Source organism: Neotabrizicola shimadae (genome assembly GCF_019623905.1).
Classification (GTDB): Bacteria; Pseudomonadota; Alphaproteobacteria; order Rhodobacterales; family Rhodobacteraceae; genus Neotabrizicola; species Neotabrizicola shimadae.
In genome coordinates, this window is record NZ_CP069370.1 from 247,725 (window position 1) to 266,589 (window position 18,865).

22 protein-coding genes and 1 riboswitch are annotated in these 18,865 nt (G+C 67.2%); of the genes, 12 read left to right on the forward strand and 10 right to left on the reverse strand.

Annotation, left to right across the window (positions count from 1 at the left end; translation table 11 throughout):
• Positions 1-36 precede the first annotated feature (36 nt).
• Positions 37-951: a DMT family transporter gene (locus tag JO391_RS01215; RefSeq protein WP_220662401.1), complete on the reverse strand. Its 915-nt coding sequence runs from the start codon at positions 949-951 to the stop codon at positions 37-39.
• A 73-nt stretch (positions 952-1,024) separates the two neighbouring features.
• A riboswitch (FMN riboswitch) is annotated at positions 1,025-1,157 on the reverse strand.
• A 79-nt stretch (positions 1,158-1,236) separates the two neighbouring features.
• Here JO391_RS01215 and JO391_RS01220 point away from each other — a divergent pair.
• Positions 1,237-1,977, forward strand: coding sequence for an esterase/lipase family protein (locus JO391_RS01220; protein ID WP_220662402.1), 741 nt, complete (start codon positions 1,237-1,239; stop codon positions 1,975-1,977).
• Positions 1,974-2,423 carry a low affinity iron permease family protein gene (locus JO391_RS01225; protein ID WP_220662403.1) on the forward strand — a complete coding sequence of 150 codons (450 nt, stop codon included), beginning with the start codon at positions 1,974-1,976 and terminating at the stop codon, positions 2,421-2,423. The genes JO391_RS01220 and JO391_RS01225 overlap by 4 nt, the downstream gene beginning before the upstream one ends.
• On the opposite strand, the gene JO391_RS01230 is transcribed toward JO391_RS01225, so the two are convergent.
• The 3 genes from JO391_RS01230 to JO391_RS01240 all read right to left on the reverse strand — a co-directional run bounded on the left by JO391_RS01230 (position 2,398) and on the right by JO391_RS01240 (position 4,255).
• The gene (locus tag JO391_RS01230; protein ID WP_220662404.1) at positions 2,398-3,471 is read right to left on the reverse strand and encodes a 5-(carboxyamino)imidazole ribonucleotide synthase; all 1,074 of its coding nucleotides are present in this window, start codon (positions 3,469-3,471) and stop codon (positions 2,398-2,400) included. The two genes, JO391_RS01225 and JO391_RS01230, sit on opposite strands and share 26 nt — an antisense overlap.
• Complete coding sequence (gene purE, locus JO391_RS01235) at positions 3,464-3,949, reverse strand: 5-(carboxyamino)imidazole ribonucleotide mutase (RefSeq protein WP_220662405.1); 486 nt, start codon at positions 3,947-3,949, stop codon at positions 3,464-3,466. The genes JO391_RS01230 and purE overlap by 8 nt, the downstream gene beginning before the upstream one ends.
• An 87-nt stretch (positions 3,950-4,036) precedes the next feature.
• On the reverse strand, positions 4,037-4,255 hold the full coding sequence (locus JO391_RS01240) for a YdcH family protein (RefSeq protein WP_220662406.1): 219 nt from the start codon (positions 4,253-4,255) through the stop codon (positions 4,037-4,039).
• Positions 4,256-4,446: 191 nt separating this feature from the next.
• On the opposite strand from JO391_RS01240, the gene JO391_RS01245 reads away from it, so the two are divergent.
• The 3 genes from JO391_RS01245 (at position 4,447) to JO391_RS01255 (ending at position 5,675) form a co-directional block, all read left to right on the forward strand.
• Positions 4,447-4,872 carry an Hsp20 family protein gene (locus JO391_RS01245; protein ID WP_220662407.1) on the forward strand — a complete coding sequence of 142 codons (426 nt, stop codon included), beginning with the start codon at positions 4,447-4,449 and terminating at the stop codon, positions 4,870-4,872.
• 10 nt (positions 4,873-4,882) lie between these two features.
• Positions 4,883-5,110 (forward strand): DUF1150 family protein, encoded by a 228-nt coding sequence (locus JO391_RS01250; RefSeq protein WP_220662408.1) that lies wholly within the window; start codon positions 4,883-4,885, stop codon positions 5,108-5,110.
• An 85-nt stretch (positions 5,111-5,195) separates the two neighbouring features.
• Complete coding sequence (locus tag JO391_RS01255) at positions 5,196-5,675, forward strand: cytochrome b (RefSeq protein ID WP_220662409.1); 480 nt, start codon at positions 5,196-5,198, stop codon at positions 5,673-5,675.
• A gap of 77 nt (positions 5,676-5,752) precedes the next feature.
• On the opposite strand, the gene JO391_RS01260 is transcribed toward JO391_RS01255, so the two are convergent.
• Both JO391_RS01260 and trxB read right to left on the reverse strand, forming a co-directional pair.
• Positions 5,753-7,459 carry a bifunctional sulfate adenylyltransferase/adenylylsulfate kinase gene (locus JO391_RS01260; RefSeq protein ID WP_220662410.1) on the reverse strand — a complete coding sequence of 569 codons (1,707 nt, stop codon included), beginning with the start codon at positions 7,457-7,459 and terminating at the stop codon, positions 5,753-5,755.
• Between the two features lie 292 nt (positions 7,460-7,751).
• Positions 7,752-8,693 carry a thioredoxin-disulfide reductase gene (gene trxB, locus JO391_RS01265; protein ID WP_220662411.1) on the reverse strand — a complete coding sequence of 314 codons (942 nt, stop codon included), beginning with the start codon at positions 8,691-8,693 and terminating at the stop codon, positions 7,752-7,754.
• 186 nt (positions 8,694-8,879) lie between these two features.
• On the opposite strand from trxB, the gene JO391_RS01270 reads away from it, so the two are divergent.
• On the forward strand, positions 8,880-9,380 hold the full coding sequence (locus tag JO391_RS01270) for an Lrp/AsnC family transcriptional regulator (RefSeq protein WP_220662412.1): 501 nt from the start codon (positions 8,880-8,882) through the stop codon (positions 9,378-9,380).
• A 375-nt stretch (positions 9,381-9,755) separates the two neighbouring features.
• Here the strand turns inward: JO391_RS01270 and JO391_RS01275 are convergent, their stop codons facing one another.
• From JO391_RS01275 to lgt, 4 genes are all read right to left on the reverse strand, one after another.
• A complete protein-coding gene (locus JO391_RS01275; protein ID WP_220662413.1) occupies positions 9,756-9,920 on the reverse strand; it encodes a hypothetical protein in 165 nt (54 codons plus the stop codon).
• Positions 9,921-10,197: 277 nt separating this feature from the next.
• Positions 10,198-10,947: a peptidoglycan editing factor PgeF gene (pgeF, locus tag JO391_RS01280; protein WP_220662414.1), complete on the reverse strand. Its 750-nt coding sequence runs from the start codon at positions 10,945-10,947 to the stop codon at positions 10,198-10,200.
• 4 nt (positions 10,948-10,951) lie between these two features.
• Complete coding sequence (locus tag JO391_RS01285) at positions 10,952-12,028, reverse strand: class I SAM-dependent methyltransferase (RefSeq protein WP_220662415.1); 1,077 nt, start codon at positions 12,026-12,028, stop codon at positions 10,952-10,954.
• Positions 12,025-12,903, reverse strand: a complete 879-nt coding sequence (gene lgt / locus JO391_RS01290) for a prolipoprotein diacylglyceryl transferase (protein WP_220662416.1) — start codon at positions 12,901-12,903, stop codon at positions 12,025-12,027. Before lgt ends, JO391_RS01285 begins: the two co-directional genes overlap by 4 nt.
• A gap of 108 nt (positions 12,904-13,011) precedes the next feature.
• Here lgt and JO391_RS01295 point away from each other — a divergent pair, with 108 nt between their 5' ends.
• The 6 genes from JO391_RS01295 to JO391_RS01320 all read left to right on the forward strand — a co-directional run bounded on the left by JO391_RS01295 (position 13,012) and on the right by JO391_RS01320 (position 18,797).
• Positions 13,012-13,260, forward strand: a complete 249-nt coding sequence (locus tag JO391_RS01295; RefSeq protein ID WP_220662417.1) for an accessory factor UbiK family protein — start codon at positions 13,012-13,014, stop codon at positions 13,258-13,260.
• Positions 13,261-13,506: 246 nt separating this feature from the next.
• Entirely contained in the window at positions 13,507-14,001 is a 495-nt protein-coding gene (gene dsrE2 / locus JO391_RS01300) for a sulfur carrier protein DsrE2 (RefSeq protein WP_220662418.1), read from the forward strand.
• Positions 14,002-14,012: 11 nt separating this feature from the next.
• Positions 14,013-14,240: a sulfurtransferase TusA family protein gene (locus tag JO391_RS01305; protein WP_220662419.1), complete on the forward strand. Its 228-nt coding sequence runs from the start codon at positions 14,013-14,015 to the stop codon at positions 14,238-14,240.
• An 88-nt stretch (positions 14,241-14,328) separates the two neighbouring features.
• Positions 14,329-17,115, forward strand: coding sequence for a molybdopterin oxidoreductase family protein (locus tag JO391_RS01310; RefSeq protein ID WP_220662420.1), 2,787 nt, complete (start codon positions 14,329-14,331; stop codon positions 17,113-17,115).
• 73 nt (positions 17,116-17,188) lie between these two features.
• Positions 17,189-17,926 (forward strand): 4Fe-4S dicluster domain-containing protein, encoded by a 738-nt coding sequence (locus JO391_RS01315; RefSeq protein ID WP_220662421.1) that lies wholly within the window; start codon positions 17,189-17,191, stop codon positions 17,924-17,926.
• Position 17,927: 1 nt separating this feature from the next.
• Positions 17,928-18,797, forward strand: a complete 870-nt coding sequence (locus JO391_RS01320; protein ID WP_220662422.1) for a dimethyl sulfoxide reductase anchor subunit family protein — start codon at positions 17,928-17,930, stop codon at positions 18,795-18,797.
• Positions 18,798-18,865: the final 68 nt, after the last annotated feature.

Below are 18,865 nucleotides of genomic sequence, written 5' to 3' on the forward strand. Positions count from 1 at the left end.
GGCCACGCTGGCGCGGGCCGCCCGGTTTGTCCAGTGTCAGGCCGTTTCCTGGGCGGGGCGGGCGGCAAGGCCGGGGCTGCGGCCTTCGCGTTCGGACCAAAGAAGCCAGGACGAGGCGGCGAGGATCATCGCCACGCCAAGCCAGAGCGTGCCTTCGGGCAGGTAGCCGAAGATCAGCCAGCCCACCAGGATGTTGGACAGGAGCTTCAGGTCGTCGAAGGGCTGCACGAAGGCCGCATCGGCCGAGGCATAGGCCATGGTCAGCATGTGCTGCGCGGCCAGCATCAGGACGCCTCCGGCAAGGAGGGCCAGGAGGATGGTGCCCGTGGGCCATTCGAAGCCGGCCTGGACCGAAAGCCCGGCGTTGATGGGTGTGAGGAGCGCGAGCAGCCAGAGCGTCACGGTCTGTGGCCGCTCGGTGCGGGTGAGCCGCTTGGTCAGGAGCGAGGCGGCGGCCCAGAGAAGGGCGGCGGCCAGCGGGTAGAGCGCGGCGGGGCTGAAGCCCTGGTCCCAGGGCCTGAGCAGCACCATTGCCCCGGCAAAGCCAAGCGCGGCGGCGCCCCAGCGGTTGGGGCCGACCCGTTCGCCCAGGAACAGGAAGGCGCCGAGCATGACGAAGAAGGGCGAGGTCATGACAAGCGCGATGACCTGCCAGATCGGCACGCCGTTCGCCAGCGCCATGACGAAGGCCTGCACGCCGAAGGCCGAGACGATGACGCGCAGAACATGCAGCACGGGGTGGTCCGTGCGGAAGCCCGCCAGCCCCTCGCGCCAGACGAAGGGGAAGGCCAGCACCAGCGCGATGGCATATTGCCAGAAGGTGTCGGACTGCGGCTTGAAGCCGAGGTGGAAGGTGACGATCTGCGTCAGCGCATTGGCCAGCGCAAAGGCGATCCCGGCGGCGATCATGAAGAGCGCGCCCTTGAGGGGATCGGGGTGGGTCTGATTCATGGTGTCTCCTTTCAAGAACACGCATCAATCAGGGGAAATGCGGCCTTCATCCCGGCGGGTGCCGGGATGGCAGACACATTCTCTTTCATCCGGACTGTGACCGTCGGCCCCGGAGTTCCACCGGATCTGCTGACCCTTGCCTTGCGGCAAGGCGCTCGCGGGCTGTGACCGCCGGTGGGGAATTCCGCCCCGCCCTGAGAATGCCGGGACGACCCCGGCGGGACATGTGCTATGCGAGAGCGGGGGCGGGGGCAAGCGGGGCCGGTCTGCGAAGGTGCAAGGGCGATGTGCAGGAATGTGGTGACGGCGGCGGTGCTGGCGCTGATGGCGGGGCCGGCTGCGGCGGGCGATTGCGTCGTGCTGCTGCACGGGCTGGCGCGGACCGAGACATCGCTGATGGCGATGGAGACGGCCTTGGCCGCGCAGGGCTGGCAGGTGGTGAACGAGGGCTACCCCTCGACCTCGGCCCCGCTGGAGGAACTGGCGGCAGGTGTGGGCGCACGGGTGGCGCAATGCGCGCCGGGATCGCGGGTGGATTTCGTGACGCATTCGATGGGCGGCATTCTGCTGCGGGTCTGGCTGATGCAGAACCGCCCGGAAGACCTGGGCCGCGTGGTGATGCTGGCGCCGCCGAACCATGGGTCGGAGATCGTGGATGCCTTCGGCGAATGGGAGGCGTTCCGCTGGATCAACGGGCCGGCGGGGATGGAACTGGGCACGGGCGCGGATGGCGTGACGATGACCCTGCCGCCGGTGGATTTCGACCTGGGCGTGATCGCGGGCAGCCGGTCGGTGAACCCGATCCTGTCCTCGGTCCTGCCGGGGGTGGATGACGGGAAGGTTTCGGTTGAATCCACGAAGGTGGAGGGCATGGCCGACCATATCGTGCTGCCAGTGACCCATACCTTCATGATGTTTTCGCCCGTGGTGATTGCCGAGACGGTGACCTTCCTGAAGACCGGCGCCTTCGATCACGGGCTGGGGTTGACCGAGGCGGTGGCGATGCTTGCGGGGAACGGCGGATGAGGACGGGGATGGGCCGCTATGCCGGACTTGCGAAGACAGTCTCGCGGTTCATGGGCCGGGCGGGCGTGTTCTTCCTGGCAGTGATGACAATCGTGGTCTGGCTGGCCACGGGGCCGGTGTTCGGCTTTTCCGACACCTGGCAGCTTGTGATCAACACCGGCACGACGATCGTGACCTTCCTGATGGTGTTCCTGATCCAGAACACCCAGAACCGCGATACCGCGGCGATCCAGCTGAAGCTGGACGAGCTGATCCGGGCGACGCAAGGGGCGCACAACGCGCTTTTGGACCTTGAGGAGCTGGACGAGCGCCAGCTTGAGCAGTTTCGGCTTAATTATGAAGCTCTTGCAGCGGCGGCGCGCGACAGGCTGGGAAAGGGCGAACGCGACACGGATACGCCGGAAACCGAGATGCCGCCTGTCAGGACGGCCGGGCGAGCCGGTTGACGTGGCCCATCTTGCGGCCGGGGCGGGCCTCGCCCTTGCCGTAGAGATGGATCTGGGTGCCGGCTTCGCGGGCGATCTGCGGCACGCGGGCGATGTCGTCGCCGATCAGGTTTTCCATCACCACATCGGCATGGCGCGACCCGTCGCCAAGCGGCCAGCCGGCCACGGCGCGGATGTGCTGTTCGAACTGGTCCACGGCCGAGCCAAGCTGTGTCCAGTGCCCGGAATTGTGGACGCGGGGTGCGATCTCGTTCACCAGAAGGCCGGACTTCGTGACGAAAAGCTCCACCCCAAGGACGCCGACATAATCCAGAGCGTTCAGGATGCGGGCGGCGATCAGCACGGCATCGCTGCGCTGGCCGGGGGACAGCCGGGCGGGGATCGTGGTGGTGCGCAGGATGCCTTCGCGGTGCACGTTCTCGCCGGGGTCGAAGGCCGCGACCTCTCCGCTCAGGCCACGGGCGGCGATGACGGACACTTCGCGGTCGAAGGCGATGAAGCCCTCCAGCACCGAGGGCGCGCCCTGCATGGCGGCGAGCGCGGCGGGTGCGTCGGCGGGCGAAGTGAGCCGGGCCTGGCCCTTGCCGTCATAGCCGAGGCGGGTGGTCTTGAGGATCGAGGGCGTGCCGATGCGGGCGATGGCGGCATCGAGTTCGTCGGCGGTGCTGACAGCGGCATAGGGCGCCACGGTCAGGCCGATGCCGGTGAGGAAGTCTTTTTCCGCGATGCGGTCCTGGCTGACGGCGAGCGCCCGGCGGTTGGGGCGGATGGGGCGAAGCGATTCGATCAGGTCCAGCGCGGCGGTGGGGACGTTCTCGAATTCGTAGGTGACCACGTCCACCGACTGCGCGAAGGCGGTTAGTGCCGCCACGTCGTCGTAAGGTGCGGTGGTGCAGCGGTGGGCCACGTCGGCCGCGGGGGCGTTGGTGCTGGGTTCATAGATGTGGCAGCGGAACCCCAGGCGCGAGGCTGCGACCGAAAGCATCCGGCCCAGCTGGCCGCCGCCGAGGATACCGATGGTCGCGCCGGGGGGGAGGGGCTCACTCATCCTTCGGCTCCTCGGGGATGGAGGCGGCGAGCGCCTCGCGCCAGGCATCGAGCCGCGCGGCCAGCGCGGCATCGCCCGTGGCGAGGATGGCGGCGGCCATGAGCCCGGCGTTGGCGGCGCCGGCGGCGCCGATGGCCATGGTGGCGACCGGGAAGCCCTTGGGCATCTGGACGATGGAATAGAGGCTGTCCACGCCGTTCAGCGCGCGGGTCTGGATCGGCACGCCGATCACCGGCACGCGGGTCTTGGACGCCATCATGCCCGGCAGGTGGGCAGCCCCGCCGGCGCCGGCGATGATGACCTTCAGGCCGCGCTCGGCGGCGGTCTTGCCATAGGTCCACAGCCGGTCGGGCGTGCGGTGGGCCGAGACGATCTTCGTCTCGTAGGGCACGCCAAGCTGGTCCAGGATCAGCGCGGCCTCCTTCATCGTGGGCCAGTCGGACTGGCTGCCCATGATGATTCCCACTTCGACGGCCATCGCGCCCTCCGGTCGGTTCCGGGGCGGCACTAGCCTGCGGGGCGGCATGGGTCAACCCGCGGCGCGGGATTCACCGGGGAAAGCGGGTCAGGCGATGATGTCGGGGATCAGCTGATCCTCGATCTTCACGATCTGGTCCTTCAGGGCCAGTTTCTGCTTCTTCAGCCGGCGCAGTGCCAGCTGGTCGGGGCGGCCCGTCGCCTCCATCGCGCGCACGGCTTCGTCGAGGTCGCGGTGTTCGCGGCGCAGGACTTCCAGCTTGATGCGGAGCATGTCGTCGAAGTTCAGTTCGGTCGCGGCGTTCATGGCGTGCTCGGAACCTTGCGTCCTTTTCGTTGGCGTCAACGATATAGCGATTCGACGCCGTTGCGGGAAGAATTCTGCGCCTTGCGCTGCACTTGACGGCCTTGCAGGGCGGCGGGGCGCGCCCCATATTCGATGGGACGGGTGCCCGACCGGGGCCTGTCGTGCATGTCGCTTTGCCAAGGACATCGGTGATGACGAAACTCTCTCTCGGGTCCCACCCCTACCTTCTGGGGTTCGAACAGCTTGAACGGCTGGTCGAGCGGACGGCCAAGACCGCCGCCGAGGGCTATCCCCCCTTCAACATCGAGGCCACGTCGGAAAACGCCTATCGCATCACGCTGGCGGTGGCGGGCTTCCGCGAGGAGGATCTGTCGATAACGGTCGAGGATCGCCAGCTGGTGATCCGGGGCCGGCAGGCCGAGGATGCGGGCGAGCGGGTGTTCCTGCACCGGGGCATCGCCGCGCGCGCCTTCCAGCGCAGTTTCGTGCTGGCGGATGGCGTCGAGGTGGCGGGCGCGTCACTGGAGAACGGGCTTCTGCATGTCGATCTGAAGCGGTCGGTGCCCGAGGCGGTTGTCCAGACCATCGCGATCCGGTCAGCGCGCAAGAAGGTTTGAGGAGGTCATCATGGATGTGAAATACGAAGGACTGCCGCAGGCGGGCGAACCCATCGTCTATGTGCGGCCGGTGAAGGTGGCGGATCTGCCCGACGAGGTGCGGCAGCAGGCCGAGGGGCTGGAGGTGATCTATGCGGTCCACCGCCCCGATGGCGAGCGGCTTGCCCTGGTGCGCGACCGGGCGCTGGCCTTTGCCCTGGCGCGGCAGAACGATCTGGCGCCGGTGAACGTGCATTGATTCAGGTTCTTGCGCGACGGAGATGCGCCGGTGCAGCGTTGCACCGGTGGGCGTGCCCGACACGCCTGTCGCATGGGAGCGCAAGATGGCTGAGAAGTCAGGATATTCAGGGCTGCAGATCGGGTTGCATTGGCTGATTGCCGGGCTGATCCTGTTCAACTGGTTCACCGGCGAGGGCGTCGGCAGAGTGCTGCGCCAACTGCGCGGGGGCGCCACGGATGTGGAAACGCCGTTGCACGTGTGGGTGGGCGTGGCGGTCCTCGTCCTTGTCCTGCTGCGTGTGGTGGTGCGCCTGCTCCAGGGCGGGCCACAGCCGCCTGGTCGGCTGGGGTCGGCCGCCGTGCTTCTGGCCAAGGGTGGGCATCTGCTGCTGTATGTCCTGATGATTGGGGTGCCGCTTGGTGGCGCCTTGGTCTGGTACCTGGGTATCACCAGCCTTGGTGATATGCATGAACTGGCCGGGAACGTGCTGTTCTTCGTCGCGCTGGCCCATGCGGCTATCGCGCTGTTCCATCAATATGTGCTGAAGGACCGGCTTTTGCTGCGGATGATGCGGCCCGAGTGACGTGATGTTGGAAAATGAAAAGCGCCGCCCCTTTTTCAGGGGCGGCGCTTTCGCTTTCTGTTCGATCAGGGCAAGGCTCAGGCCTTGATGAGCCCCATCGATTCCAGCTTCAGCAGCACCTGGTGGGCGCAGCCGTCCACGTCGGAACCCTCTGTGTCGATGCGGAGTTCGGGCTTCTCGGGCGCCTCATAGGGGTCGGAGATGCCGGTGAATTCCTTGATCTTGCCTTCACGGGCCAGCTTGTAGAGCCCCTTGCGGTCGCGGCGTTCGCATTCCTCGACCGAGGTGGCGACGTGCACCTCGATGAAGGCGCCGAAGGCTTCGATCATCTCGCGCACGGCGCGGCGGGTCGCGGTGTAGGGCGCGATGGGCGCGCAGATGGCGATGCCGCCGTTCTTGGTGATTTCGGAGGCGACATAGCCGATGCGGCGGATGTTGATGTCGCGGTGTTCCTTCGAGAAGCCGAGTTCGGACGACAGGTGCTTGCGCACCACGTCACCGTCCAGAAGCGTGACCGGGCGGCCGCCCTGTTCCATCAGCTTGACCATCAGCGCATTGGCGATGGTGGACTTGCCCGAGCCGGACAGGCCGGTGAAGAACACGGTGAAACCCTGCTTGTCGCGCGGCGGCGAGGTGCGGCGCAACTGGGTCACGACTTCGGGGAAGGAGAACCATTCCGGGATGTCCAGCCCTTCGCGCAGGCGGCGGCGGAGTTCGGTGCCCGAGATGTCCAGAACGGTGCAGCCTTCTGGAACCTCGTTGGCCGGGTAGTACTGCGCCTTTTCCTGCACATAGACCATGTGCTTGAAGTCGACCATGGTTACGCCGATTTCGGCTTCGTACTTCTTGAATAGCTCTTGCGCGTCATAGGGGCCGTAGAAATCCTTGCCCTGGCTGTTCTTGCCGGGGCCGGCATGGTCGCGGCCGACGATGAAGTGGGTGACGCCGTGGTTGCGGCGGATCAGGCCGTGCCAGACGGCCTCGCGCGGGCCGGCCATGCGCATGGCCAGGTTCAGAAGGCTCATCGCCGTGGTCGAGGCGGGATACTTGTCCAGCACCGCCTCGTAGCAGCGCACGCGGGTGAAGTGGTCCACGTCGCCCGGCTTGGTCATGCCGACGACCGGGTGGATCAGCAGGTTGGCCTGGGCTTCCTTGGCGGCGCGGAAGGTCAGCTCCTGGTGGGCGCGGTGCAGCGGGTTGCGGGTCTGGAAGGCCACGACCTTGGACCAGCCAAGCTTGCGGAAATAGGCGCGCAGCTCGTTCGGCGTGTCGCGGCGCGCGCGGAAGTCATAATGGACGGGCGCCTGGATGCCAGTGATCGGGCCGCCGAGATAGACTTTGCCGGCCACGTTGTGCAGGTAGTTCACAGCTGGATGGGCGAGGTCGTCGGCGCCAAAGACCTTTTCGGCCTCGTTCGCCTTGTTCGGCACCCACTTGTCGGTGACCGACATGATGGCGAGGATCACGCCCTCGGCGTCGCGCAGTGCGATGTCCTGGCCGGGCTCGATGCCTTCGGCAAACTTCTCGTTCACGTCCAGGGTGATCGGCATCGGCCACAGCGTGCCGTCGGCCAGCCGCATGTTCTCGACCACGCCTTCGTAGTCGGCCTGCGAGAGGAAGCCCTTCAGCGGATAGAAGCCGCCGTTCATCAGAAGCTCGAGGTCGCAGAGCTGGCGGGCGGTCAGATCCCAGGAGGCCAGCGCACCGGCTTCGTGCTTCAGCTTCTGGGCGGAGTCATGGGAAACATAGAGCTCCGGCACAGGAGCATGGTTCGGAAGGGACATCTCGTATCGGACCTTTTCGCAATGGACGCGAGCGCAGGGCGGGGAATGGCCCCAGGCGTCGGGGCGGCAATAGCGCGGGAATTGGCTGCTTTGCAAGGTTTCCGGGCCGATTCGGCGGGTTTTCGCCCCGTTTTTCCGCTTTTCCTGCCAGAAACCGCGCGGCTGTTGCTGCGGTGCAGCATTTGCCTGCCGGGGTATCCGGCCAGGCGAAGCCGAGCCGTTCCCGCCCCCAAGTGTCGTATGCGCAACATCCCGGCGAAGATCATCCGCCAGACCGTGCCGGAAAAGGGGATCAGCCCTGTTCCGCCAGCCACCGTTCGGCATCCAGCGCGGCCATGCAGCCCATGCCGGCCGAAGTGACGGCCTGGCGGTAGATGTGGTCGGTCAGGTCGCCGGCGGCAAAGACGCCGGGGATCGAGGTGCGGGTCGATCCGGGTTCGACCTTCACATAGCCGCCCGCGTGCAGTTCCAACTGGTCCTTCACCAGTTCCGAGGCCGGGGCATGGCCGATGGCCACGAAGAAGCCGTCGCAGGGCACGACATGTTCCGCCCCGGTCTGGACGTTCTTCACGCGCACGCCGGTCACGCCAAGCGGCGCCTCGGTGCCGAGGATCTCTTCCACGGTGGAGTTCCAGACCACCTCGATCTTCGGGTGCTTGAACAGCCGATCCTGCATGATCTTTTCGGCGCGGAAGCTGTCGCGGCGGTGGATCACGGTGACCTTAGTGGCGAAGTTCGTCAGGAACAGCGCCTCTTCCACCGCGGTGTTGCCGCCGCCGATCACCACAACCTCGCGGTTGCGATAGAAAAAGCCGTCGCAGGTGGCACAGGCCGAGACACCGAAGCCCTTGAACTTCTCTTCGGTCGGGATGCCCAGCCATTTCGCCTGCGCCCCGGTGGCCAGGATCACGGCGTCGGCGGTCCAGCGCGTGCCGCTGTCGGTTTCGGCGGTGAAGGGGCGGGCGGACAGGTCCAGCCGGGTGACGATGTCGGTGATGACCTCGGCGCCCATCTCGCGGGCGTGGTGCTCCATCCGCACCATAAGCTCGGGGCCCTGCACCGTGGTGTCGCCGGGCCAGTTCTCGACTTCGGTGGTGATGGTCAACTGTCCGCCGGGCTGCATCCCCTGGATCAGGACCGGGTTCAGCATCGCGCGCGCCGAATAGACGGCGGCGGTATAGCCGGCAGGCCCCGAACCGATGATCAGAACCCTGGTATGCCGAGACTCGCCCATGATGCCCTCAAATGTCGCTGGAGGCCCGATATAGGCGGCAGCGCCGACGGCGAAAAGGCCCCGCGATGCAAGGCGGACATGCTGAAGGATCGTGCAGAGGCTGACGCTTCCTTGCTCACTTGCGAAATAATATTGCGCATGGCGCCTGTCGGCCCTAGAGAAATGCCATCACCAAGGAGCGTTCGCATGGCCCAATCGCGTCTCGACCCGATCGACCGCCGGATTCTGACCGAGCTTCAGGCCGATGGACGCATGACGAATGTGGAACTTGCCAAGCGTGTCGGCATCTCGGCCCCGCCCTGCCTGCGCCGGGTGCGGACGCTGGAGGAGGCCGGGTACATCAAGGGGTATCACGCCGACATCGACGCGCGCGAACTGGGGTTCGAAGTGCAGGTCTTTGCGATGGTTCGGCTGCAAAGCCAGGCCGAAGCCGATCTGTCGGCCTTCGAGGCGCGCTGCCGTGCCTGGCCGCTGGTCCGCGAGTGCCACATGCTGAACGGCGAGATCGACTTCATCCTGAAATGCGTGGCGCCCGACCTGTCGTCGTTTCAAAGCTTCCTGACCGAGGAGCTTCTGCGCGCCGATAATGTGGCCAGCGTCAAGACCAGCCTGGTGATCCGCTGCGCCAAGGACGAGCCCGGCGTTCCCTTCGACGTTCTGGAAGCCCGCATCGCGCGCAGCGCCTGAGGCGGGGCCTGCCGCAAAACGCGGCGGCCCAAATGGAAAGACCGCCCCCTGTGGCGCCAGAGGAGCGCCGGGACGGTCTTGCCGAGCAACCGACAGCGTCCGCGGGCAACACAGGTTCAAATCAGTTCAAACCTGCATCGCGACCCTGGCGGGCTGCCTGTGAGTGAAAGATGGCCACAAACGCGCCTTCTGTCAAAGTTTCTCCAGAATCCGGAGCTGGGTGGAAATGATCGGGCCCCTAGCGTCCGATTGTTTCTGGATGCGGGGCATCCTGCCACAATTGGCCCGCGCCACGATTCGCCCGCCTGGGCCGGAAATGCCGAAGGGCCGGGATAGCCCGGCCCTTCGGCAGATTCGGCTTTTGCCGTGATCGGGTCAGCGCGCGGCCAGCGCGGGGCGGCGGGGCAGGATCGCCGGGCGTGGCGCGACCGGTTTCATGCTGTCCGGGCGACGGCGTTCGCCACGGGTCCAGGGCATCACGGCCTGCACCTCGGCCGAGGTGGCGATCAACGACTTCATCCAGCGGCGTTCGGTCTTCACGGTCTTCTCCACTTCGTTCTGTCTTGCCCTCTGGACTGCTCGATCCTGCCGGGCTGTTGAGAACACTCTCGCTTCGGTTTGCGGCACCAGTCGGGCAGGGCGGGGGGAAGATTGGGGCCAGGGCCTGGCCGGGCTTCCGCGATTGTGGCGTGGCAACAGAAACCCGATTATCCCAAGGATTGCAGGCGATCGCGTGAACAATCCGTCCGGGCGTCACCGGGCCGCTTGGCCAGATTGGGGCAGCTTCGCGGCGGCGCGGCGCGAGAATCGGGCAGGATCAGAGCGTGATGACCGAGATCAGCCGGCCGTAGTCGGCCTCGCCCGCATGGGTGGTGCGGCGGAACGAAAAGAATCGCTCGGGGTCGCGGTAGGTGCAGTGCCGCGTCCATTCGGCATGGCCCACGCCGGCCGCGCGCAGGCGCGACAGGCCGAAGGCGGGCAGGTCGAACATGGCCCGTCCGTTGGGGCCGCCCGCAAAGAAGCGGGCATTGTCGCGATCCTCGTCGATGAAGGCTTCCACGAACTCGTCGCCCACCTCATAGGCCGCCTGGCTGATGGTCGGGCCGATGACCGCGGCAATCGCCTCGCGACGGGCACCCAGCGACACCATTGCCGCGACGGTGGCTTCCAGCACGCCATCCTTCGCGCCGCGCCAGCCCGCATGGGCCGCGCCGATCACGCCGGCTTCGGCATCGGCAAACAGAACCGGCTGGCAGTCGGCGGTCAACACGCCAAGCGCCAGGCCCGGCGTCGCAGTCACCATGGCATCGGCGCGGGGGCGGCCCTCGAACGGCTCGTCCACGACCAGGACGTCGGCGGAATGCACCTGGTTCAGGGTCAGCAGGCGATGCGGTTCCACCCCCATCGCTGCGGCCACACGGGCGCGGTTGATCGCCACGACCTCGGCCAGGTCGCTGGAGCCGGGGCCGCAGTTCAGCCCCGAGAACACGCCCGAGGACGCGCCGCCCTTGCGGGTGAAGAACCCGTGGCGGGGCTTCAGGGCCTGGGAGGTGATCATTTCCAGCATGGTCTCAGGGCCTGTGGGTGGGCGGGTCGAATCCGGGCGGCGGCGGCATGCCCGGCGCGTGCAGCGCCAGCGCCTTGAACAGGGAACCCATTTCCGCAGGGTCGGTCAAGCGGTGCAGCGCCGCGCGGTGGCTGTCCAGCGCCGCGCCGGTCAGGCGCTGTGCCAGCCGCTCAGCCCGGCCCGCGATGCCGAGGCGCAGCAACAGGTCGCCCTGCCGGGTCAGGCCGCTGTGGGGAACATCGGCGGCCAGGGCCAGCGCCTCGAAATCGACATGGGCGGTCAGGTCGGCCTCGCCGGGGTTGGCCAGCGGGTCTTCCATCCGGTGCGCGCGCAGAGCCTGCAGCGTGTCTCCCTTCGACCGCCAGCCGCCATAGTCCACGATCAGCGCAACGCCGCCATGGGAGCGCAGGCGACGGGCGATCTCCTCCATCACGGGCAGCGCGGAGGGGCAGATCTCGGCCACCGTGCCGGGCGGGTCGGCGGCAAAGCACGGTCCGGGAAGCGCGGGGCCGACCGGATCGGACAGGCCGAAGGCCAGCGCGCCGCCCTTCAGGCCGATGAGCCTTTCGCGCCATTGGGCGCCGTCACGCTGGAACTGGCGGATCGGCAGGGCATCGAAGAACTCGTTGGCCAGAAGGAACAGCGGCCGGTCGGGCAGGTCCGCCGCATCGCCGACCCATTCGACGGGGTGCGAGCCAAGCGTCCGCGCCTGCACCTGCCGCAGCACCGGCGAGGCTTCGACCAGCACCACCTGTGCGGCGGCATGAAAGCCCGGCACCGCGCGGGTGGCACGCAGGACATCGGCCATCAGCGTGCCGCGACCGGGGCCAAGCTCGGCCAGCGTGAAGGGCGTGGGCGCGCCCTGGTCCAGCCAGCTTTGCGCGAGGCATAGCCCCAGAAGCTCGCCGAACATCTGGCTGATCTCGGGCGCCGTGGTGAAATCGCCGGCGGTGCCGAAAGGGTCGCGCGTGGCATAGTAGCCATGCGCCGGGTGCAGCAGGCATTCGGCCATGTACTCCGCCACGGTGATCGGCCCGGTGGCAGCGATGCGACGGGCCAGCAGGTCCGCCAGCGGCGTCATGCGGCCCGCGACCGGGCGATGAACCACAGGCCCACGGCGATCATCGGCAGAGAAAGCAGCTGGCCCATGGTCAGGCCCCAGCCGTTCACCTGCAGGGCCAGGCCAAGCGGGTTGCCGGGGGTGATGAACTGGGCGTCGGGCTGGCGGACGAATTCCACCAGGAACCGGGCCAGGCCATAGCCCGCGACGAAAAGGCCCATCAGCCGGCCGGGGGCCTTCAGCCAGCCGCGCCGGAAGGCCAGCACAAGGATCAGGGCGCCCAGGATCAGGCCCTCCAGCAGCGCCTCGTACAGCTGGCTGGGGTGGCGGCCGCAGATGCCCTCGATGCCGGGGCAGGTCTGCGCGGCCTCGCCGGGGAAGGCCACGCCCCAGGGCAGAGCGGTGGGGCGCCCCCAGAGTTCCGCGTTGATGAAATTGGCCAGGCGGCCAAGGAACAGGCCGGGGGTGACGGCGATGGCCAGAAGGTCGCCCATCGCCAGCATGGGGACCCGCTCGCGCCGGCAGAAGAGGATGGCGGCGGCGACGACGCCCAGGAAGCCGCCGTGGAAGGACATGCCGCCCTCCCAGACCTTCAGGATGTCGAAGGGGTGGGTCAGGTAGTGGGCGGGCTGGTAGAAGAGGACGAAGCCCAGCCGGCCGCCCAGGATGACGCCCAGGATGGCCCAGGTCAGGAACCGTTCCAGCTGCTCTGGCGTGAGCGGCGCGCCCGCGGGGCCCCAGAGTGCCGGGCGGCGGATCGCGGCCAGGACCAGCCGCCAGGCGATGAGGATCCCGGCGATATAGGCCAGGGCATACCAGCGGAGCGAAAAGGTCAGGCCTCCGAGGCCGATGGTGAAGACCTCGGGCGAGAGCGGCGGGAAGGGAAGGGGGGTCACTTGATCCACGGTCGGGGTTCTCGGGCGGGCGCGTCCGGTTGTCAATCCGGGGCGCTTGCCGGAGCGGGGTTGCGGGGTCATATAGGGGTGAGTCAAAGGAGTTCCGCCATGCAGACCCGGTCCAAGATTTTCGACGACCTGTCCCAGCTGATGACCAATGCCATGGGGGTGGCGCAGGGCGCCCGGACCGAGGCCGAGACCGCCATGAAGGGCCTGATGGACCGCTGGCTGGCCGACCGGGACTTCGTGACCCGTGAAGAGTTCGATGCCGTCCGGGCCATGGCCCAGAAGGCCCGCGAGGAGAACGAGGCCCTGTCCGCCCGGCTGGCGGCGCTGGAGGCGAAGCTCGGCGGCTGAAGGCGTCCGAGCTCGGACGCCTTGTCCGGGTCAATGAAATCAATGCCTTGTCGAGGCGCATTAACTCGGCGTTAGGAATTGAGCGCGGCCAGGCAGCAGGATCGTCGCTGTCGCGGGCCCCGGCCAGAGCATTTTATTCTGTATCGGGAATATGTGTTGACACGGCCCGCCGGCCCGGCGACCTTTTCCCCCGCGCGCGGCCCTGGGGGGCTGCCCGTATCGGGACCGGCCGGGGAGACGGGGACCATGCTGGACGAAGCCAACGGCAAGTCGATGTCGATCATCGTGACGAAGGGCACGCTCGACTGGGCCTATCCGCCCTTCATCCTGGCCACCACGGCGGCGGCCATGGGGCTGAATGTCACGATGTTCTTCACCTTTTATGGGCTTGGCCTTCTGAAGAAAGACCTGAACCTGAAGATCTCCACACTCGGCAACCCGGCGATGGAGATGCCGATGGGCGGGGCGCACATGGCCATGCCCAACATCCTGGCGGCGCTTCCGGGCGCCTCGTCGCTGACCTCGGCGATGATGAAGAACATGATCCGCAAGAAGGGCGTCGCCTCGATCGAGGAACTGCGCGACTTGGCGGTCGAGGCCGATGTGCGGCTGATCGCCTGCCAGATGACCATGGACCTGTTCGAATACAAGCTGGACGACATGATCCCCGGCCTGACCATCGGCGGCGCCGCGACCTGGGTCGAGGCGGCGACGAAATGCGACATCAACCTGTACATCTGAGGAAAGACCGAATGGCCGATCAGGTTCTTGATGCGAGGGGCGTGAGTTGCCCGCTGCCGATCCTGCGGACGAAGAAGATGCTGACCGACATGCCCACCGGCGCGACGCTGGAGGTGCTGACCACCGATCCCGGCGCGGTGAAGGACTTCGAAGCCTTCTGCCGCACCACCGGAAACGATCTGGTGGAACAGGATGTCGATGGTTCGGTCTATCGCTTCGTCATCCGGCACGGCGGCTGACGCCTGATCCTGCGACCGGGTTGCCGAAGGCGCGATCCGGGGGCCCCGATACATCTGGCCCCTACGGCCGCCGAACCGGAATGACCTGATGAGCGAGCCTCGCCTGAACCTGTCGCCGCCCGTGTCGGACGAGGTGCGCAGGACCACCTGCTACATGTGCGCCTGCCGCTGCGGCATCAACGTGCACCTGAAAAGCGGTCGCGTCAGCTATATCGAGGGCAACCGCGACCATCCGATCAACAAGGGCGTGCTCTGCGCCAAGGGCGCCAGCGGCATCATGCAGATCACCGCGCCCTCGCGGCTGCGCGCGCCGATGAAACGGGTGGGGCCGCGCGGGTCGGGCGCCTTCGAGGAAATCACCTGGGACGAGGCGCTGGAGCTGGCGGTGTCCTGGATGAAGCCGCTGCGCGAGACGGCGCCGGAAAAGCTGGCGTTCTTCACCGGGCGCGACCAGTCGCAATCGCTGACGGGCTGGTGGGCGCAGGCCTTCGGCACGCCGAACTATGCCGCCCATGGCGGGTTCTGTTCGGTGAACATGGCGGCGGGCGGCATCTATACCCTGGGCGGCGCCTTCTGGGAGTTCGGCGCGCCAGACTGGGACCGCTCGCGCCTGTTCGTGCTGTTCGGCGTGGCCGAGGACCATGACAGCAACCCGATCAAGATCGGCATCGGCAAGATCAAGGCGCGCGGCGGACGGGTGATCGGGGTCAACCCGATCCGGTCGGGCTATAACGCCGTGGCCGATGACTGGATCGGCATCACGCCGGGGGCGGATGGCCTGCTGATCCTGTCGCTGATCCATTGCCTCTTGGAAGCTGGCAAGATCGACCTGGACTATCTGGCGCGCTGGACCAACGCGCCCTTGCTGGTGAATGGCACGGAAGGCCCCGAGAAGGGGCTGATCCTGAAGAACGCCGAAAGCCAGCCCTTCGTGATCGACCGCCGCACCGGCCGGCCGGCCCCCTGGGACGGCAAGGGGGTAGAGCCGGACCTGGGCGCCACCTGGGACGGGCACCGCACAGTGTTTCAGCACATGGCGGAACGCTACCTGTCGCCCGATTACGCGCCCGAGGCCGTGGCCGCGCGCTGCGCTGTACCGGCGGCGCGCATCCGCGCTCTGGCAGCGGAACTGGCGCAGGTGGCCTTTGACCAAGCCATCGAACTGCCAATCCGCTGGACGGATTTCCGCGGCGACGAGCATGAAAAGATGGTGGGACGCCCCGTCAGCTTTCACGCCATGCGCGGCATCTCGGCCCATTCCAACGGCTTCCAGACGGCGCGCGCGCTGCACCTGTTGCAGATCGTGCTGGGCGCGGTGGAAACTCCGGGCTCGTGGCGGATGAAGCCACCCTATCCGAAGCCGGTCGAGGCGCATCCGACGCCGAACCATGTGGCCGTGCCCGGCAAGCCCTTGACCGGGCCGCATCTGGGCTATGTACGCAGCCCTGAACAGCTGGCGCTGAAGCCCGACGGCTCGCCCGCCCGCATCGACAAGGCGTTCACCTGGGAAAACCCGTTCTCGGCCCATGGGCTGATGCACATGGTGATTCCCAATGCCCATGCGGGCGACCCGTACCGCATCGACACGTTGTTCCTCTACATGGCGAACATGGCCTGGAACTCGTCGATGAACACGGCGAAGGTCATGGAGATGCTGACCGACAAGGGCGCGGACGGGGAATATGTCATCCCCCGGATCATCTATTCCGACGCCTATGCCAGCGAGATGGTGGCCTATGCCGACCTGATCCTGCCCGACACGACCTATGTCGAACGCCACGACTGCATCAGCTTGCTGGACCGCCCGATTTCCGAACCCGAGGCCGCAGGCGACAGCATCCGCTGGCCGGTGGTGGAGCCGGACCGGGACGTGCGCGGCTTCCAGTCCGTGCTTCTGGACCTGGGCGCGCGCCTCGGCCTTCCGGGCATGGTGGCCGAGGACGGAAGCCCGAAGTTCAAGGACTACGCCGATTACATCGTAAACCACCAGCGCCGCCCCGGCGTGGGTCCGCTGATCGGCTTTCGCGGAAACGGCGACCTGGAGGGGCGCGGCGCGCCGAACCCCGACCAGTTGCAGCGCTATATCGAAAACGGCAGCTTCTATCAGGCGCATGTCCCGCATGGGGCAGAGTTCATGAAGCCCTGGAACGCCGCCTATCAGGACTGGGCGGTGGCGACCTCGTTCTACGACACGCCGCAACCCTACCTGTTCTCAATCTGGTCGGAACCGATGCGCCGCTTCCAGCTGGCGGCGGAGGGGCATGGCGCGATCCAGCCGCCCGATCCCCTGCGCGAACGACTGAAGATGGCGATGGACCCGCTGCCGGTCTGGTATCCGCCCTTCGGCGACCAGGAGGCGGCGGGCTGGGGCTATCCGGTCCATGCGCTGACGCAACGGCCGATGGACATGTACCACAGCTGGGGCAGCCAGAACGCCTGGCTGCGCCAGATCCGGGGGATGAACTACCTCTACCTGCCCACGAAGCTGTGGCAGGCGCACGGGTTCAAGGACGGCGATTATGCCCGGGTGTCCTCGCCCAACGGGGTCATCACCGTGCCGGCTGCGCATATGGCCGGGCTGAACGAGAACACGGTCTGGACCTGGAACGCCATCGGCAAACGCCGGGGCGCCTGGGCACTGGACAGCGAGGCGCCCGAGGCGAAGGAGGGGTTCCTGTTGAACCACCTGATCAGCGAACTGCTGCCGGAAAAAGGCGACGGGATGCGCTGGTCGAACTCCGACCCGGTGACGGGGCAGGCGGCCTGGTTCGACCTGCGCGTGCGGATCGAAAATGCCGGGCCGATGGACCACGCCCTGCCGCAGTTCCCCGACCTGCCGCGCGTGGTCCCGCAGGGAAAGGAACGGCGGACATGAAGCAAGTTTCTTCGAAGAAACTTGCAAATTCCTTCAAAGGAATTTGCCCGCGGGCCGGCAGAGGGAGCGCCACGTGACCCAGCTTCCCGCCCGCACCGATAAGAAGCTCGGCCTGGCCATCGACCTGGACACCTGCGTCGGCTGCCAGGCCTGCGTCACCGCCTGCAAGGGCTGGAACGACCAGGGCTATGGCGTGCCGCTGTCGGACCAGGACCCCTACGGCGCCAAGCCATCGGGCACCTTCCTGAACCGCGTCCATACCTACCAGGCCGAAACGCCAGAAGGCATGGGCGTCACGGTGAACTTCCCCCGGTCCTGCCTGCATTGCGAGGACGCGCCCTGCGTCACCGTCTGCCCGACCGGCGCCAGCTACAAGCGGGCCGAGGATGGCATCGTGCTGGTGAACGAGGACATCTGCATCGGCTGTGGCCTCTGCGCCTGGGCCTGCCCCTATGGCGCGCGCGAGATGGATCAGGCAGCCGGTGTGATGAAGAAATGCACGCTCTGCGTGGACCGCATCTACAACGAGAACCTGCCCGAGGAGGACCGCGTGCCCGCCTGCGTGCGCACCTGCCCGACCGGCGCGCGCCATTTCGGCGATTTCGCCGATCCCGACAGCAGCGTCAGCCGCCTGACGGCCGACCGCGGCGGCTATGCGCTGATGCCGGACATGGGCACCCGGCCCGTCAACCGCTATCTGCCGCCGCGCCCGAAGGACGCGCCCGACCAGGCAAGCCCGCTGGCGCCTTTGCTGGACATCAAGGCCAGCGGCCTTGCCGGCTGGCTGGACCGGATGCTGGGGAAGATCTGACATGCATCCCGCGCCCTCCGTCATCCTGTTCACCGTGTTCTCCGGCATGGGCTTCGGCTTCCTTGCCCTTCTGGGACTGGGCGTGCTGACCGCCTCCGGCTGGACCGCGTTCTTCCTCTGGGGCCTTGGCTATGCGCTGGCTGTGGGCGGCCTTGTCGCCTCGACCTTCCACCTCGGCCATCCCGAACGCGCCTTCCGCGCCTTCAGCCAGTGGCAGACCTCCTGGCTCTCGCGCGAGGGCGTGGCCTCTGTCGCCACGCTTCTGGTGCTGGCGCCGGTTGCCGCCGGGCAGTGGCTGGGCCTGCCCGCGCCGCAGGGGCTGGGCTGGATCGGCGCGGCCGGCTGCGCGGCCACCGTCTTCTGCACCTCGATGATCTATGCGCAGCTCAAGACCGTGCCGCGCTGGCACCACTGGATCACCCCGGTCCTGTTCCTGGCCTTTGCGCTGACCGGCGGGCTGATCCTGGCCGGGCAGATGCTGGCCATGCCCGCGGCCCTGGCGCTGTCGGCGATCCTGTTCCTCTCCTTCCGCATCGGCGACGGCCAGTTCCCCGCGGCCGCGCTGACCACCGGCCATGCCACGGGCCTGGCCCATCTGGGCCGGGTCACGGTGCTGGAGCGGGGGCATACCGCCGGCAACTACCTTCTGACCGAGATGATCCATGTCGTCGGCCGCAAACATGCCGAAAAACTGCGGATCATCGCCATCCTTCTGGCGGGCATCCTGCCCGCGCTGGTGCTGCTGGTGCTGCCGCTCGTGGCCGCCATCCCGCTGGCAACGGCGATCCATCTGATCGGCGCAATGGCGGCGCGCTGGCTGTTCTTCGCCGAGGCCGAACATGTCGTCGGCCTCTACTACGGCATGAGGTGACGGCGCGCTGTGCCCTGCCCATCACGCTTTGCAAAGCAGCGCCGGCGCGCAGTTGAAACTCCCGCAGC

Coding starts and splice junctions, on each gene's coding strand:
- JO391_RS01260 (WP_220662410.1), bottom strand. CDS start 7,459: ATGTCCCTTCCGAACCATGCTCCTGTGCCGGAGCTCTATGTTTCCCAT.
- JO391_RS01255 (WP_220662409.1), top strand. CDS start 5,196: ATGGCTGAGAAGTCAGGATATTCAGGGCTGCAGATCGGGTTGCATTGG.
- JO391_RS01230 (WP_220662404.1), bottom strand. CDS start 3,471: ATGAGTGAGCCCCTCCCCCCCGGCGCGACCATCGGTATCCTCGGCGGC.
- JO391_RS01285 (WP_220662415.1), bottom strand. CDS start 12,028: ATGACGCCGCTGGCGGACCTGCTGGCCCGTCGCATCGCTGCCACCGGG.
- JO391_RS01295 (WP_220662417.1), top strand. CDS start 13,012: ATGCAGACCCGGTCCAAGATTTTCGACGACCTGTCCCAGCTGATGACC.
- JO391_RS01220 (WP_220662402.1), top strand. CDS start 1,237: ATGTGCAGGAATGTGGTGACGGCGGCGGTGCTGGCGCTGATGGCGGGG.
- JO391_RS01250 (WP_220662408.1), top strand. CDS start 4,883: ATGGATGTGAAATACGAAGGACTGCCGCAGGCGGGCGAACCCATCGTC.
- dsrE2 (WP_220662418.1), top strand. CDS start 13,507: ATGCTGGACGAAGCCAACGGCAAGTCGATGTCGATCATCGTGACGAAG.
- JO391_RS01270 (WP_220662412.1), top strand. CDS start 8,880: ATGGCCCAATCGCGTCTCGACCCGATCGACCGCCGGATTCTGACCGAG.
- JO391_RS01215 (WP_220662401.1), bottom strand. CDS start 951: ATGAATCAGACCCACCCCGATCCCCTCAAGGGCGCGCTCTTCATGATC.
- JO391_RS01245 (WP_220662407.1), top strand. CDS start 4,447: ATGACGAAACTCTCTCTCGGGTCCCACCCCTACCTTCTGGGGTTCGAA.
- trxB (WP_220662411.1), bottom strand. CDS start 8,693: ATGGGCGAGTCTCGGCATACCAGGGTTCTGATCATCGGTTCGGGGCCT.
- pgeF (WP_220662414.1), bottom strand. CDS start 10,947: ATGCTGGAAATGATCACCTCCCAGGCCCTGAAGCCCCGCCACGGGTTC.
- JO391_RS01320 (WP_220662422.1), top strand. CDS start 17,928: ATGCATCCCGCGCCCTCCGTCATCCTGTTCACCGTGTTCTCCGGCATG.
- purE (WP_220662405.1), bottom strand. CDS start 3,949: ATGGCCGTCGAAGTGGGAATCATCATGGGCAGCCAGTCCGACTGGCCC.
- JO391_RS01310 (WP_220662420.1), top strand. CDS start 14,329: ATGAGCGAGCCTCGCCTGAACCTGTCGCCGCCCGTGTCGGACGAGGTG.
- JO391_RS01305 (WP_220662419.1), top strand. CDS start 14,013: ATGGCCGATCAGGTTCTTGATGCGAGGGGCGTGAGTTGCCCGCTGCCG.
- JO391_RS01240 (WP_220662406.1), bottom strand. CDS start 4,255: ATGAACGCCGCGACCGAACTGAACTTCGACGACATGCTCCGCATCAAG.
- JO391_RS01225 (WP_220662403.1), top strand. CDS start 1,974: ATGAGGACGGGGATGGGCCGCTATGCCGGACTTGCGAAGACAGTCTCG.